Consider the following 15,458-nt stretch of genomic DNA (forward strand, 5'->3'; position numbering starts at 1 on the left):
GCGGGCCTCAGCTGAACGCGAAGCCCAACGCGTCGGTGACCGCGCGCACGCCGCCGCATAGCTGCTCCAGTTCCGCGTCGCGCGGCACGACGCGCGGGCGCAGGTCGAGCGTGCAGGCCAGCGCGCGCTGCAGCAGGTCGGCGTGGGCCACGGCGAGCAGGGCCGCCTGGTCGCTGTCGAGCAGGCCGGCAACGCGACAGGCTTCGATCAGCCCGGCATTCGCGGTGACGCCGAGCAGCGCCGGCTGCTCGACCGCGTGCGCCAGCACCAGCCCCTGCAGCGCGAATTCGATGTCGAGCAAGCCGCCGTGGCCCTGCTTCAGGTCGAATCGGCGCTGGTCCGAGCGGTCGCGCTCGGCGCGCCAGCGTGCGCGCATGCTGCCGACCTCGACCAGCACGGCGGCACGCTCGCGTGGCACCGCCAGGATCGCGCGTCGCGCCGCGGCCAACTCGGCGTTGAGCGCGGCGTCGCCGGCCACCGTCCGCGCGCGCAAAAGCGCCTGGTGCTCCCACGTCCACGCGCGGCTCTGCTGGTAGGCCACGAACGCGTCGAGGCTGCTCACCAGCAGGCCCTTGGAACCATCCGGGCGCAGCCGCGTGTCGACTTCGTACAGGCGCCCGCCGCGGGTCAGCACGGTGAGCCAGTTCATCACCCGCTGGGCCAGGCGCTGGTACCAGCGCGAGCCCTCGATCGGCCGCGCGCCGTCGCTGGTCGCGTGCGCGCGGCGACCGTCGTAGACGAACACCAGATCCAGGTCGGAGGCGAAACCCAGCTCCTCGCCGCCGAGACTGCCGTAGCCGAGCACGGAAAAGCCGGAGCCTTCGCCGGGCAGGCGACCATGCTGTGCGACCAGCTCGCGCTCGGCCAGCGCCAGCACCGCACCCACCACCGACTCGGCCAGCGCGGCCAGCCGGCGCGCGGTGGCCACCGCGTCGGCGCGACCGTCGTTGAAGGCCAGGCCGAGGCGGAACGCGGTGGAGGCCTTGAACTCGTTGATCCGTTCCAACTCCGCCTCGGCCTCGCGCTCCTCCAGCGTGCCAAGCACGCGGGCAATCTCGGCGGTGATGTCGGCGCGCTTGAGCGGCAACTGGTCGATGCGCGGGTCGAGCACGTCGTCCAGCAGCAGCGGCTGCGCGATCACCCGCTCGGCCAGGAAGGCGCTGTCGGCGAACAGCCGCACCAGCCTGCGCCGCGCCGCCGGCTGCTCTTCCAGCAGGGCAAGATAGGACGAGCGCCGCGCCACCGCCTGCATCAGCCGGCACAGCCGCAGCAGGCTGGCCGCCGGCGCGGCGGTGGCGCGGGCGGCGTCGAGCAGCTGCGGCATCAGGTGGTCGAGCCGCTCGCGCGAGCGCGGCGACATCGCGCGCACCACAGCGGCCTGCGGCAGTTTCAGCAGGGCGTCGGCCAGCTCGTCGCCGGGCACGAAACCGGAGGCTTCCAGCGTGGCGGCATCCAGCGACTCGTCGCAGGCGCGCTGCCACAGCACCTTGTCGGCCGCCGGCACGCGGGCGGTGCGGCCGCCCTGCGGCATCAGCACGGCGGCGAATTCCTCGCTGACGCCGGCACGCTGCCTGACCAGCGCCGCGTGCAGGCTGTCCCAGTCGGGATAGTCGAGGCCGCGCGCGATGCGCTCGCGGCTCAACGCATCGGCGGGGATGTCGTGGGTCTGCGCGTCGCGCAGCATCTGCACGCGGTTCTCGACCCGGCGCAGCAGCACGTAGGCCTCGCGCAGCATGCGCGCGCGCGCCGCGCCGATGTGGCCACGCGCCTCGCACGCGGTCAGCGCAGCCAGCAGGCCGCGCACGCGCAGGCTGGGCTCGCGGCCACCGCGGATCAGCTGGGTCAGCTGCACGATGAACTCGATCTCGCGGATGCCGCCGGGGCCGAGCTTGAGGTTGTCGGCCAGATCCTTGCGCGCCACCTCGGCGTCGATCAGCGCCTTCATCTCGCGCAGCCCGGCGAATGCGGTGTAGTCGAGGTACTTGCGGTACACGAACGGACGCAGCAGTTCCTGCAGCTGCTTGCCGGCGGCGCGGTCGCCGGCCACCGGGCGCGCCTTGATCCAGGCGTAGCGCTCCCAGTCGCGGCCCTCGCTCTGGTAGTACTGCTCCATCGCGGCGAACGACAGCGCCAGCCGGCCGGCGTTGCCGAACGGGCGCAGGCGCAGGTCGACCCGGGCACAGATGCCGTCCATGGTCGGCTCGTTGAGCAGACGCACCAGCTGGCGGCCGAGCCGCACGAAGTATTCGCTGTTGTCGAGCGCCCGCGCGCCGTCGGTCTGGCCGCCGCGCGGATAGGCGAACACCAGGTCGATGTCGGAGGAGAAATTCAGCTCGCTGCCGCCGAGCTTGCCGAAACCGATCACCAGCAGCCGCTGCAACGCGCCGTCGTGGTCGCGGCTGGCGCCGTAGCGCGCGACCAGCGCGCGCTCGGACCAGCCCAACGCCGCGTCCAGCAGGACCTCGTACAGCACGCTGGTGGCCGACAATGTTTCCGACAGCTCGTCCAGCGCGTTGACGTCGCGGAACACCAGCCGCAGCGCCTCGGCCTGGCGGAAGCGGCGCAGCGCGGTCATGCAGGCAGCCTCGTCGTCGGGCAGCTTCAGCGCCTCGATGCGCGCGCTGGCGTCGCTGCCCGAGCGCAATCGCTCCAGCCCGGCCGGCGCCAGCAGTTGCGGCTGGCGGCACCACACGTCGAAGGCGAAATCGCTGGCCAGCAGGGTGCGACGGATCCGTTCGGCCACGCCGGCGTCGTCGTGCAGCGGCACCCCGGCGGCGCGGCAACGGGCGGCCAGTTCGCCATAGCGGTCGTCGATGAGCGCTCGCAGCGCGGCGGATTCCGGGTAGGCCATCCGGTCATTGTGCCGCATGCCGGGCGCTCGCCGGCACCCCGCGGGCGAACCGTGACGACCGTCCGAACGGGCCCGGCGCCTACCCGCTGTTCATGCAAATGCCATTACATTGACGCGTCCAGCCCATGACAGCAATTGCAGGACTGCCATGCCCCCGAAACCACCCCATCCACCGGCACGCTGGCGCAGCGTCGTTTCGCGCATCACGCTGCTGCTGCTGCTGGCGCTGGCCTTCGTGCTGGCGACCGGGCTGCTGGATGGCGGCGTCGGGGTAACCCCGCTGCGCCTGTTCGACCAGGCCCGCTATCCGCTGGCCAACGCATGGCCGGGCCTGCTGCTGGCCGGGGTGCTGCTGGCGATCAGCCGGCGCGCGCTGCTGTCGTTCGCGCTGGCGTACCTGTTGCAGGGGCTGCTGTACGCGGCGAACGTGCTGAAGGTGGCTAACCTCGGCACCCCGCTGCTGCCGGACGACTTCCGTATCGTCGGCCAGCTGCACAAGGGCGGCATGCACATCCTGTCCGGCTACCTGCCGCACAGCCCCTGGCCGTACCTGGGCCTGCTGGTCGCGGTGGCGCTGGTCGTGGCGGCGTGGCGGCTGGAACCACCGCTGTTCGCGCGGCACACGCGCGGCGCGCGCCTGCTCGGCGGCGGCGTGCTGGCGCTGGCGCTGGCCAGTCTGCTGGCTGGCCTGCCCGCCTGGGCGAAGGTCTACAACGCGAAGACGTTGTGGCTGGAACCGTGGTCGGCGATTTCCACCACCACCCACTCCGGCCTGGTCAGCTCGCTGATGCTGTTCCACCTGGAATACTCCAAGGGCGAGCGCAAGCCGGACCGGGCCGCGGCCACGCAACTGATCGCGCAATCCACGCCGGCATTGCTGCAGTCGATGCAGACGCCGCCGGCCGCCGGCGAACTGCCCGACATCGTGGTGGTGCAGAGCGAGTCGTTCTTCGACCCGACCATCATGCGCGGCTACGAACACAGCAACTTCGCACCGAACCTGCGCCGACTCGCCGCGCACGGCACCAGCGGCAGGCTGCACGTGCCCACCTTCGGCGGCGGCACCATCCGCACCGAGTTCGAGTTCCTCACCGGCCTGTCGCTGCGCTACTTCGACAACCTGCAGTTCCCCTACCTGCAGATGAGCCACAAGGCGCTGCCGGGACTGGTGCGCACGCTCAACCGGCACGGCTACACCACGCTGGCGCTGCACGGCAACGACCCGGCGTTCTGGAACCGCACCACTGCGTTCAAGGCGATCGGCTTCGACCGCTTCGTGTCGCAGTCGTCGTTCCCGCCCACCGCGGCGAACGACGGCAAGTACATGGCCGACAGCGCGATGACCGACGAGATCATGGCCCAGCTGAAGGACGACGGCCCGCCGCAGTTCATCTTCGCCATCAGCATCGAGGCGCACGGCCCATACGACGTCGAGCCCGCCCACGTCGCCGAGCGCGACGCGATCCCGGTGCCCGCCGGCATCGAAGGCCGCGACAAGCTGGAGCTGCAGACCTACCTCTATCATCTGAAGCACGCCGACGCCGAACTCGGCCGCCTGGTGAAACTGCTGGCCCAGCGCCAGCGCCCCAGCGTGGTGCTGTTCTACGGCGACCACTTGCCGGCGCTGAGCAACAGCTACCAGATCACCGGCTTCGTCGACGGCGGCGACATGCTGGGCCAGGCGGGCGTGTGGCTGCTGGTTGACCCGAAGCATCCGGGCAAGCGCCGCAGCGTTGACACCGCGTCATGGCTGCTGCCCGGCAAGCTGCTGGCGCACGTCGGCATCCACGACGATCCGTACTTCGCGCTGACCGAACTGGTCGGCCCGCCGCTGGCCGCGCTCACCCGTGCCCCCGGCTCGCCGCCACTGGCCGAAGGCGACGAGCAGCAGCAACTCGACAGGGCCATGGCCGGCATCGACCAGTTGCGCCTGAAAGGCAAGCTGGATGGCCTGCTGCCGCAGCCCTCGCCCGACACCCTCGCCCGCCACGATGCGGCGCCGGGGCCGTCACCCGCCGCCGCCCGCTGACGCGCACGACCCGACGCCAGCGCCGGCAAGGCCGGCGAGATGGGCCAAGGCGTGGGTGGCGAGGTGCGCGATGCCGCGCACACGGCGATCCAGTCCACCAACCGCGCCGCCGGCTCGGTCGGCGACGCGGTGCAGGGCGTCAACGCCAGCGGCAATGCCCAGGTCAGTGGCAACGCCAGCAGCCGCGGTCGCTGAGGCATTCATCGACGCGGTCCCGAAGCCCCGGGAGGCAACTCCCGGGGCTTCGTTTCGAAGGCCAATCCAGCCGGCACGGCATGGACATTTTTGCCGCATGCAACGAGCCGCCGCGCAGGCGCAGCCGCAATGCGACCAAAGAAAAACCCCGCCAGGGCGGGGTTTTTCGTGTTGCGTATCCCCGACTTCGCCGCTGTGCGGCGGGGCACGGGGACCAACGGCCTGGCTACATCAGAAGTCCATGCCGCCCATGCCGCCCATGCCGCCGGGAGCGCCGCCGTGGCTGTGCTCTTCCTTCTTCGGCAGCTCGGCCACCATCGCTTCGGTGGTGATGGCCAGGCCGGCCACCGAGGAGGCGTACTGCAGCGCGGAGCGGGTGACCTTGGTCGGGTCCAGGATGCCCATCGCGACCATGTCGCCGAACTCGCCGGTGGCAGCGTTGTAGCCGAAGTTGCCCTTGCCTTCCTTCACCTGGTTGACGATGACGGACGGCTCGGCGCCGGCGTTGAACACGATCTCGCGCAGCGGCGCTTCCAGCGCGCGGCGGGTGATCGCGATGCCGAGGTTCTGGTCCTCGTTGTCGCCCTTCAGGTTCTCGACGGCCTTCAGCGCGCGGATCAGCGCCACGCCGCCGCCGGGAACCACGCCTTCCTCGACCGCTGCACGGGTGGCGTGCAGGGCGTCTTCGACGCGGGCCTTCTTTTCCTTCATCTCGACTTCCGTCGCCGCGCCGACCTTGATCACGGCCACGCCGCCGGCCAGCTTGGCCACGCGCTCCTGCAGCTTCTCGCGGTCGTAGTCGGAGGAGGTCTCCTCGATCTGCGCCTTGATCTGGCCGATGCGCGACTGGATGCGCTCGGCTTCGCCGGCGCCGTCGATGATGGTGGTGTTTTCCTTGGTGATCACCACGCGCTTGGCGCGACCCAGATCGGCGATGGTGGCCTTCTCCAGCTGCAGGCCCACTTCCTCGGAGATCACCTGGCCGTTGGTCAGGATCGCGATGTCCTCGAGGATGGCCTTGCGGCGGTCACCGAAGCCCGGCGCCTTGACGGCGGCGACCTTGACGATGCCGCGGATGGTGTTGACCACCAGCGTGGCCAGCGCCTCACCCTCGACTTCCTCGGCCACGATCAGCAGCGGCTTGCCGGCCTTGGCGACGGCCTCCAGCACGGGCAGCAGCTCGCGCACGTTGGAGACCTTCTTGTCGTGGATCAGGATGTACGGGTCGTCCAGCTCGACCTGCTGGCTCTGCTGGTTGTTGATGAAGTACGGCGACAGGTAGCCGCGGTCGAACTGCATGCCCTCGACCACGTCCAGCTCGTTGTCCAGGCCCGAGCCTTCCTCGACGGTGATCACGCCTTCCTTGCCGACCTTCTTCATCGCGGTGGCGATGATGTCGCCGATGGCGGCGTCGGAGTTGGCGGAGATGGTGCCGACCTGGGCGATCGCCTTGTCGTCGGCGGTGGGCTTGCTGAGGTTCTTCAGCTCGCCGACGGCGGCGATCACGGCCTTGTCGATGCCGCGCTTCAGGTCCATCGGGTTGATGCCGGCGGCGACGGCCTTGAGGCCCTCGCGGATGAACGCCTGCGCCAGCACGGTGGCGGTGGTGGTGCCGTCACCGGCGTTGTCGGAGGTCTTGGAAGCGGCTTCCTTGACGATCTGCGCGCCCATGTTCTCGTAGGCGTCGGCCAGCTCGATCTCCTTGGCTACGGACACGCCGTCCTTGGTGATGGTGGGAGCGCCGAAGCTCTTCTGCAGCACGACGTTGCGGCCCTTCGGGCCCAGGGTGACCTTGACGGCGTTGGCGAGCGTGTTCACGCCCTTGAGGATGCGGGCGCGGGCGTCTTCGCCGAAACGGACTTCTTTGGCAGCCATAAAATTTTTCCTTGAAAAATTTTGAAATAAGTAAAGGGTTGTTGCAGCAGGTTGCCGAACTGTTCGGTGTGCGCGCTAGAACGCGCTCAACCGGGCCCGGCCGAAGGCCTCAGCCCTCGATCACCGCCACGATGTCGTCTTCCTTCAGGAAGACCAGCTCTTCGCCGTCGATCTTGATTTCCTGGCCGGCGTACTTGCCGAACAGCACCACGTCGCCCGCCTTCAGCGACATCGGGCGCACCTTGCCGTCGCTCATGATCAGGCCGGTGCCGGCGGCGACGACCTTGCCGCGGGTGGGCTTCTCGGTGGCGCTGTCGGGGATGACGATGCCGCCGGCGGAGACGCGCTCTTCTTCGAGGCGCTTGACGATGACGCGGTCGTGCAACGGACGCAGTGTGCTCATGGATGACTCCAGCTGACTTGAGTTGTTGATGGACAAGGCTTTTCAAGACCCGAACCAGCGATCTTGTTAGCACTCGAAGTGAATGAGTGCCAATTTTACGGGTATGCAACCCCGCTGCAAGAGCCTGGCGAACGGGGGGATACAGCAGCTTATTGGGCGGACCGGACTTCGTTTCAAGGGCTGGCTGCCAAATCGCCCATCGCCACGCACAGCCGGCGCGACCCGGGTACGCTTCAGGCATGACCGATCCCGCCGCCGTGCTGCTCTGCTATTGCACCTGCCCCGATGCCGCCAGCGCACAGGCCATTGCCGAGGCGCTGGTCGGCGAGCGGCTGGCCGCCTGCGTCAACCGCCTGCCCGCCGTCCATTCCACCTACCGCTGGCAGGGCGCGGTGAACACGGACACCGAGGAGCTGCTGCTGATCAAGACCACCGCCGCCCGTTTCGACGCGTTGAAAACCCGCCTGCTCGAACTGCACCCGTACGAGCTGCCCGAGCTGGTCGCGGTGCCGGTGGCACGCGGCCACGCCGCCTACCTGGACTGGGTGCGCGCGGCGACCGGCGAGGCGCCACAAGACTGCTGACAGAAGCTGGCAGTGGCAGGGCGTCACTGCGTGCTTGCCCACTGTGCCTCTCCCAAGATGAAAAAGATCGACTACGCCGTACTGTTGTCGCTGGGCGCCCTGTGGGGCGGCTCGTTCCTGTTCATGCGGATGGGTGCCGGCGCGTTCGGCGCGCTGCCACTGGCCGGGCTGCGCGCGATCGGCGCGGCGCTGTGCTTCCTGCCGTTGCTGGCCTCGCGCGCGCGGCTCGCCGAATGGCGCGCGCACTGGTGGCCGATCGCGGTGGTCGGGCTGACCAACTCGGCGCTGCCGTTCGTGCTGTTCACCTTTGCCACGCGCAGCCTGCCGGCGGGCTTCGCCTCGATCATCGACGGCATGACGCCGATGTTCGCCGCGCTGATCGGCTGGCTGTGGTTGGGCCAGCGACTGGACGCCTGGCGCGGCGTCGGCTTGGCGACCGGCTTCGCCGGCGTGGTCTGGCTGGCCGAGGACAGCCTCGCGCTGGGGTCAGGCGCGGGCGCCGCACTGCTGGCCGGCGTCGCCGCCACCGCGCTGTACGGCTACGCGGTGCATTACACCCACCTGCGCCTGGCCGGGGTGACGCCGCTGGTGGTGACGGTGGGCAGCCATATGGTCGCCGCGATGCTGCTGTTGCCGACCACGCTGCTGGCGTGGCCCACACAGCCCCCGCCGCTGCAGGCGTGGCTGGCGGCTGCGGGGCTGGCGGTGCTGTGCACGGCGCTGGCCTACGTGCTGTTCTTCTGGGTGCTGGCGCGGGTCGGCGCGGCGCGCATCATGGTGATCCCCTACCTGATCCCGGCGTTCGGCGTGCTGTGGGGCGCACTGCTGCTGGGCGAGCCGGTGAGCGCGCGCATGCTCGGCGGCTGCGCGGTGATCCTGCTGGGTACTGCGCTCACCACCGGCCTGATCGGTGGCAGTCGGCGCCGCCCGGTGCTCGCCGCCGAGGAGCCCTGAGCCACTCCCTTGCCCGAAGCATCACGGCGAGCGGCCCGCGGCGAGCAGCGGACGCACGGCGCCGGCCAGGTCCGCCGGACCAACGATCCGGCGCACGACACGTCCCTGCGCATCGGTCAGCAGCACGGTGGGCACCTGCATCACGCCGAAGCGGCGAAACAGCGCGCCGTCGGCATCCAGCACGAGCGGCATGCCGACACGGTGCTCGTCGCGCCAACGAACCAGGTCATCGCGATTGGCCCACAGCCCCGAGCTGATGCCGATCCAGCGCATCGACCCACGCCGCGACAAGGCCGTCATCTGCTCGCGCACGGCGCGGCAGCGGGCGGCCAGCACGGGCCGGCTGTCGGCCAGATACGACTCGCACCAAGGCGAGAGGAAAACGAGCGCGGTCGGTCGCCTGTCGACGGCATCGGCGAGGCGGAACGCGGCACCGTCCAGGGTGGTCAGCGCCAGCGCCGGCAGGCGGCCACCCACCACGACCGCTGACGGCGGCGGTGGCGTCTTCGCGCCGGCGGCTACCGCTCGCGCAGGCGCCTTGCGCGCCGCCTGCAGGGCGGCGTCGAGCCTGGCGTCCGCCATGTGCCCCACGTAGGCGATGCGCCCGTCGCGACCGATCACCACGTGCTGCGGCGTCACCCGCAGGTTGAAAGCCGCGCCCAGCGTGCCGTCCGCATCGAACACGATCGGCATCCTCAGCCCCGCCTTGCGGCGGTAGGCGCGCACCGCATCCACGCTGTCGTCGAAGCCGACGTCGATCGCGATCACCGCCAGCTCCGGGCCGGCCTGCTCGAACGTACGTTCCAGGTGCGGCATCTGCTCGCGGCAGGGCGCGCACCAGGTGGCCCAGAACTTCAGGTAGACGGCTTTACGCCCATACAGCCCCGCCAGGTCCACCAGCTTGCCGTCGATCGTCTTCAGCGTCAGCGGCGGTGCGGGCGCACCCACCAGGCCGCGGCCGGCCGCCTCCGCCCGCTGCTGACCGGTTTCGGCCCGCGACGGCGCGCATGTCCACGGCAACAGCAACAGCAGCAACACGGCAAAACGGTTCACGGCAGTCTCCACGAGCGGGATTGCTGCATGCTCGCGGTTCCGCGGCTGCATCAGAAGAGCCACTCTGTGGCAAAACGAGGGAGCCACGCCGAAAGTGGACCGGCGAAATTGGCCGGATGTGGTCCTCGCGTCGCGTCACGGCCACGCCTACCCTGCGTCCTGCGGGCGCCGGAAGACACGAGGCCGCAGCCGGCGAACCCGCCCGTCCGCTAGGTCATAATGTCTACCTGCCCATCCCCACGGGCCCCAGTTGCCGGAGTCGTGATGCAACCGTTGCCTTTCGGCCGATTGGCCGCCCGCCTGCCCGTGCTTGCCTTCCTGCTGCTGAGCCTGCTGCTCAGTGCGCCGCCCGCCCCGGCACAGGACACCGCCGAGCTGCTGCCGGTGACCGAGGCATACAAATTGAGCGCCGACGCCACCACCCCCGGCGTGCTGAAGCTGCACTGGACCATCGCGCCGGACTACTACCTCTACCGCGGCCGGATGAAGTTCAAGGGCGGCGACGGCGTCACCCTCGGCGAAGCGCAGCTGCCGGACGGCGAGAAATTCCACGACGAATATCTCGGCGACGTGGAGACCTACCACCACGGCGTCGACGCCAGCATCCCGTACACGGTCGCCGCCGGCACCACGCGGCTCACGCTCAGCGTGCAGTACCAGGGCTGCCACGAGGTCGACCCGAAGATCTGCTATCCGCCGCACACCGAGAAACTGGACTTGCCGCTGCCGACCCGTACCGACGCCACGGCGGCGGCAGGCAACGCGCTGGGCGCAGCGCTCGGCCGGCTCGGCAGCAGTGCCGGCGGTGGTTCCGTCGGCGCACCGCTGCCGGCCGAACAGGCGTTCCGCTTCGAGGCGCTGGCGCAGGGTCCACAGCAACTGCTGCTGCGCTGGACGATGCCCAAGGGCTATTACCTGTACCGCGACCAGACCACGCTGAAGCTCGCCGATGCCGCCGGCCTCACGCTGAAGCCTGCGTGGCCGGCCGGCACCGCGCACCACGACGAGCACTTCGGCGACGTCGTGGTGTACTTCGACCAGGTCGAGCTGCCGGTAACGGTGGAAGGCGACCTCGCCGGCCGCCAGCGGCTCACCCTGCAGGCCAGCTTCCAGGGTTGCCAGGACGGTGGCCTGTGCTATCCGCTGATGACGCGCGCGGTGGACATCGACCTGAACAGCGGCGCCGTGGCGTCCCGCGCCGTGGCAGCGGAACCGCCGCCGGCCGAACTGGCCGGCGGCCCGCTGCAGGTGAGCCTGGTCGCCGCACTGCTGCTGGCGCTGGGCGGCGGGCTGGTGCTGAACCTGATGCCGTGCGTGCTGCCGGTGCTGTCGATCAAGGCGGTCAGCGTGCTGGAAAGCGGCGAGAACCGCGCCACCGCGCGCCGCCACGCACTGTTCTACACCGCCGGCGTGCTGTGCAGCTTCACCGCGCTGGGGCTGGGCATCCTCGCGCTGCGCGCGGCGGGTCATGCATTGGGCTGGGGCTCGCAGCTGCAGCAGCCGCTGCTGGTGGGCGCGCTGGCCTGCGTGATGCTGGCGGTGGGCCTGTCGATGTCCGGCGTGGTGCAGTTCGGCGCCTCGCTGGGCAATACCGGCGCGTCGCTGGCATCGCGTTCCGGCCCGGCCGGCGACTTCTTCACCGGCGTGCTGGCGGTGGTGGTGGCCAGCCCGTGCACCGCGCCGTTCATGGGCAGCGCGCTGGCCTACGCGTTCGCCGCGCCGATGCTGTCGGCGCTGCTGGTGTTTGTCGCGCTGGGCCTGGGGCTGGCGCTACCGTTCCTGGCGGTCGGCTTCGTGCCTGCGCTGGCGCGCCTGCTGCCGAAGCCGGGGCGCTGGATGGAAACCCTGAAGCAGGTGCTGGCGTTCCCGATGTACCTCACCGCCGCGTGGCTGGTATGGGTGCTGGCGAACCAGCGCGGCGCCGACGCGGTCGGCCTGGTGCTGGTGGCGATGGTGCTGCTGGCGATGACGCTGTGGTGGTTCGAGCGCAGCCGCACGCGCGGCGTGGCCAGCCGGATCGCGGTGGCGGTACTGGCGCTCGCTACCCTGGCGCCGATGTACCTGCTGGCCCACGTGCCGCCGCCGTCTGCTGCCGCCGCGACCGAGCAGGGCGTAGTCGCCTACAGTCCGCAGAAGCTCGCCGAACTGCGGGCGGCCGGCACGCCCGTGTTCGTCGACATGACCGCCGACTGGTGCGTCACCTGCAAGGCGAACGAGCACGCGGTGCTCAACACGCAGGCGTTCCGCGACCTGCTCGAACGCACCGGCGCGGTGTACATGAAGGGCGACTGGACCGACGTCGACCCGGACATCAGCGCGTTCCTCGCGCAATACCACTCGCCCGGCGTGCCGCTGTACGTGGTGTTTCCGAGGAATGGCGGTCCGGGCAGGCAGCTGTCCACCGTGCTGACCCCCTCGATGGTCGAGCAGGCGCTGACCGCAGCGGCACGCTGATGGCCGGCCGCGGCAACTGGGTGATCCTGGGCTTGGCGGTGCTGGCCGCTGCGCTGGGCGGTTACACGCAGCACCGCCAGCAGGTCGCCGACACGCCGTCCGGCCTGCTCGGTCAGGAGCTGCCGCCACTCGTGCTGCCTGACCTCGACGGCCGTCCGCACCGGCTGGACGACTACCGCGGGCATCGCGTGCTGCTGAACTTCTGGGCCAGCTGGTGCGCCCCGTGCCTGCAGGAGATGCCGGCGCTGGCCGAGGCCCAGGCCAAGTTCGGCGAACATGGGGCGATCGTGGTGGGAATTGCGATGGACGAACCGGTCCACGTTCGCAGCTTTTTGGCCGCACATCCGGTGAATTACCCGATCCTGATTGGCGAGATGGGGCCGCCAAGCACCTCGCTGACGCTGGGCAATGCGCGCCAGGTGCTGCCTTACAGCGTACTGATCGGCGCTGATGGCCGCATTCTGGCCACCCACACCGGTCCGCTCTCAAGCGCACGGCTGGCGCAATGGCTGACCCCCGTGCAAATCATGCGCTGACATACGGCCACGCACGGAAACCCGGCGCTTCTCCGGCAAACATCGCCGATCTGCAGCGAACTGGACAAGATTCCTGACTGCGCGCACACTGCGCCGGGTTCCGGACCCTCCGGATGCTGGCTGGACGATGTCGTGGCGAAAATCCTGGTCCTGCACGGACCCAACCTCAACCTGCTGGGCACCCGCGAGCCGCAGATCTACGGCCGCGAAACGCTGGCCGACCTCAACGGGCGCCTAGCCGAGCAGGCGCACGCGGCGGGGCACGAGCTGGCCTGGTTCCAGTCCAATGCCGAGCACGAGCTGATCGGGCGCGTGCACCAGGCGCGCGACGACCGCACCGCGATCATCCTGTGCAACGCCGGCGCGTTCACCCACACCAGCATCGCGCTGCGCGACGCGTTCGCCGCGACGGCGATTCCGTTCATCGAAGTGCATCTGTCGAACGTGTTTGCCCGCGAACCGTTCCGCCACCATTCCTGCCTGTCCGACCTCGCGCTCGGCGTGATCTGCGGCTTCGGCGGCGACAGCTACCGGCTGGCGCTGAACGCGGCGCTGCAGCGGCTGCAGGCCGGCGCCACCCCCTGACACCAGGGCTCCACCCCATTCACTCCCGGCCACCGCAGCGGTGGCATGACTGACCAAAGGCTGATCCGATGGATTTGCGCAAAATCAAGAAGCTGATCGACTTGCTCGAGGAATCCAACCTCGCCGAACTGGAAATCAAGGAGGGCGAGGAAGTCGTGCGCCTGTCGCGCGTGCCGAAGAACGCCGCGCCGGTCGCCGCCGCACCAACGGCGGCACCGATCGCCGTGACGGCGGCGCCCGCGCCCGTCGTCGCTGCCGCGGCGGCCGAAGCCCCGGCCGCCGACGCCCTGCCTGCCGGCCACGTGGTGAAGGCGCCGATGGTCGGCACCTTCTACGCCTCGTCTTCGCCGGGCGCGCCGGCTTTCGTCAAGGTCGGCCAGCAGGTGAAGGCCGGCGAGACGCTGGGCGTGATCGAGGCGATGAAGATGTTCAACCAGATCGAGGCCGACGTCTCCGGCACCATCCAGGCGATCCTGGTCGAGAACAGCCAGCCGGTCGAATTCGACCAGCCGATGTTCGTGATTGCCTGAGGCCACGCGGATGCTCGAGAAGGTCCTCATAGCCAATCGCGGCGAGATCGCGCTGCGCGTGCTGCGCGCGTGCCACAGCCTGGGCATCAAGACGGTGGCGGTGCACTCCACCGCCGACCGCAACCTCAAGCACGTCGGCCTCGCCGACGAGGCGATCTGCATCGGCCCGGCGCCCTCGGCCGACAGCTACCTCAACATCCCGCGGATCATCGCGGCGGCGGAGATCACCGACGCCCAGGCGATCCACCCGGGCTACGGCTTCCTCTCCGAGCGCGCCGACTTCGCCGAGCAGGTGGAGCAGTCCGGCTTCGTCTTCATCGGCCCCACCGCGGACGTGATCCGCCTGATGGGCGACAAGGTGGAGGCGATCCGCGCGATGAAAGCCGCCGGCGTGCCGTGCGTGCCCGGCTCGGGCGGCCCGCTCGGCGACAACGTCGAAGAGAGCATGCGCATCGCGCGCGAGATCGGCTACCCGGTCATCATCAAGGCCGCCGGCGGCGGCGGCGGCCGTGGCATGCGCGTGGTGCGTACCGAAGCGCACCTGGGCAACTCCATCGTGATGACCAAGCAGGAGGCCAAGGCGGCCTTCGGCAACGATCAGGTGTACATGGAGAAGTTCCTGGAGAACCCGCGCCACGTGGAAATCCAGGTGCTGGCCGACGGCCAGGGCAACGCGATCCACCTGGGCGAGCGCGACTGCTCCATGCAGCGCCGCCACCAGAAGGTGGTGGAAGAGGCACCGGCACCGGGCATCACGCCCGAGCTGCGCGCGCAGATCGGCAAGGTCTGCGTGGACGCCTGCCTGCGCATCGGCTACCGCGGCGCCGGCACCTTCGAATTCCTGTTCGAGAACGGCCGCTTCTACTTCATCGAGATGAACACCCGCATCCAGGTCGAGCACCCGGTGACCGAATTCATCACCGGCGTGGACCTGGTGCGCGAGCAGTTGCTGATCGCCGGCGGCGAGAAGCTGTCGATCCGCCAGGAGGACGTCGAGATCAGCGGCCACGCGATCGAGTGTCGCATCAATGCCGAGGACCCGGACACGTTCATGCCCAGCCCCGGCACGGTGAAGCGCTTCGAGGCGCCCGGCGGCCCCGGCGTGCGCGTGGACACCCACCTGTACGACGGCTACCGCATCCCGCCGAACTACGACTCGATGATCGGCAAGCTGATCGTCTACGGCCCCGACCGCGCCACCGCGATCGCGCGCATGCGTCTGGCGCTCGCCGAGACGGTGATCGAAGGCGTCAAATGCAACATCCCGCTGCAGCAGCGGATCATGGCCGACGCCGGTTTCCAGCACGGCGGGCAGAACATCCACTACCTCGAGAAGCGGATGGCCGAGCAGAAGGAAAAGAACGCCGTGGCAGGTGGCGAGTAGTCAGCAACCGCCTTGCCGCTCGCCT

General features: G+C 69.8%; 13 protein-coding genes. 9 read left to right on the forward strand and 4 right to left on the reverse strand.

All coding sequences use genetic code 11. From position 1 onward, the window contains the following. Positions 1 to 7: 7 nt before the first annotated feature. Positions 8 to 2,869 (reverse strand): bifunctional [glutamate--ammonia ligase]-adenylyl-L-tyrosine phosphorylase/[glutamate--ammonia-ligase] adenylyltransferase, encoded by a 2,862-nt coding sequence (glnE, locus tag R5H19_RS15495; protein WP_318159934.1) that lies wholly within the window; start codon positions 2,867 to 2,869, stop codon positions 8 to 10. Between the two features lie 130 nt (positions 2,870 to 2,999). Here glnE and R5H19_RS15500 point away from each other — a divergent pair, with 130 nt between their 5' ends. Both R5H19_RS15500 and R5H19_RS15505 read left to right on the forward strand, forming a co-directional pair. Then, positions 3,000 to 4,880 (forward strand): LTA synthase family protein, encoded by a 1,881-nt coding sequence (locus R5H19_RS15500; RefSeq protein WP_318159936.1) that lies wholly within the window; start codon positions 3,000 to 3,002, stop codon positions 4,878 to 4,880. 39 nt (positions 4,881 to 4,919) lie between these two features. Then, complete coding sequence (locus R5H19_RS15505) at positions 4,920 to 5,075, forward strand: hypothetical protein (RefSeq protein WP_318159937.1); 156 nt, start codon at positions 4,920 to 4,922, stop codon at positions 5,073 to 5,075. A gap of 231 nt (positions 5,076 to 5,306) precedes the next feature. On the opposite strand, the gene groL is transcribed toward R5H19_RS15505, so the two are convergent. Continuing rightward, positions 5,307 to 6,950, reverse strand: coding sequence for a chaperonin GroEL (groL, locus tag R5H19_RS15510; RefSeq protein ID WP_318159938.1), 1,644 nt, complete (start codon positions 6,948 to 6,950; stop codon positions 5,307 to 5,309). A 109-nt stretch (positions 6,951 to 7,059) separates the two neighbouring features. After that, positions 7,060 to 7,353, reverse strand: coding sequence for a co-chaperone GroES (locus R5H19_RS15515; RefSeq protein WP_007514157.1), 294 nt, complete (start codon positions 7,351 to 7,353; stop codon positions 7,060 to 7,062). A gap of 239 nt (positions 7,354 to 7,592) precedes the next feature. Between R5H19_RS15515 and cutA the strand changes: the two genes are divergently transcribed. Next, on the forward strand, positions 7,593 to 7,937 hold the full coding sequence (cutA, locus tag R5H19_RS15520) for a divalent-cation tolerance protein CutA (protein WP_318159939.1): 345 nt from the start codon (positions 7,593 to 7,595) through the stop codon (positions 7,935 to 7,937). 57 nt (positions 7,938 to 7,994) lie between these two features. Further along, entirely contained in the window at positions 7,995 to 8,891 is an 897-nt protein-coding gene (locus R5H19_RS15525) for a DMT family transporter (RefSeq protein WP_318159940.1), read from the forward strand. Between the two features lie 21 nt (positions 8,892 to 8,912). Here the strand turns inward: R5H19_RS15525 and R5H19_RS15530 are convergent, their stop codons facing one another. Further along, positions 8,913 to 9,944, reverse strand: coding sequence for a TlpA disulfide reductase family protein (locus R5H19_RS15530; RefSeq protein WP_318159941.1), 1,032 nt, complete (start codon positions 9,942 to 9,944; stop codon positions 8,913 to 8,915). A gap of 264 nt (positions 9,945 to 10,208) precedes the next feature. On the opposite strand from R5H19_RS15530, the gene R5H19_RS15535 reads away from it, so the two are divergent. The 5 genes from R5H19_RS15535 to accC all read left to right on the forward strand — a co-directional run bounded on the left by R5H19_RS15535 (position 10,209) and on the right by accC (position 15,433). Further along, complete coding sequence (locus R5H19_RS15535) at positions 10,209 to 12,398, forward strand: protein-disulfide reductase DsbD (protein ID WP_318159942.1); 2,190 nt, start codon at positions 10,209 to 10,211, stop codon at positions 12,396 to 12,398. After that, positions 12,398 to 12,934 (forward strand): TlpA disulfide reductase family protein, encoded by a 537-nt coding sequence (locus R5H19_RS15540; protein ID WP_318159943.1) that lies wholly within the window; start codon positions 12,398 to 12,400, stop codon positions 12,932 to 12,934. Before R5H19_RS15535 ends, R5H19_RS15540 begins: the two co-directional genes overlap by 1 nt. A gap of 132 nt (positions 12,935 to 13,066) precedes the next feature. After that, positions 13,067 to 13,519 (forward strand): type II 3-dehydroquinate dehydratase, encoded by a 453-nt coding sequence (aroQ, locus tag R5H19_RS15545; RefSeq protein WP_318159945.1) that lies wholly within the window; start codon positions 13,067 to 13,069, stop codon positions 13,517 to 13,519. 68 nt (positions 13,520 to 13,587) lie between these two features. Next, positions 13,588 to 14,049, forward strand: a complete 462-nt coding sequence (gene accB / locus R5H19_RS15550; RefSeq protein ID WP_318159946.1) for an acetyl-CoA carboxylase biotin carboxyl carrier protein — start codon at positions 13,588 to 13,590, stop codon at positions 14,047 to 14,049. Positions 14,050 to 14,059: 10 nt separating this feature from the next. After that, a complete protein-coding gene (gene accC, locus R5H19_RS15555) occupies positions 14,060 to 15,433 on the forward strand; it encodes an acetyl-CoA carboxylase biotin carboxylase subunit (RefSeq protein WP_318159947.1) in 1,374 nt (457 codons plus the stop codon). The last annotated feature ends 25 nt before the right edge of the window (positions 15,434 to 15,458 follow it).

The organism is Rhodanobacter sp. KK11, assembly GCF_033345435.1.
Taxonomy (GTDB): domain Bacteria; phylum Pseudomonadota; class Gammaproteobacteria; order Xanthomonadales; family Rhodanobacteraceae; genus Rhodanobacter.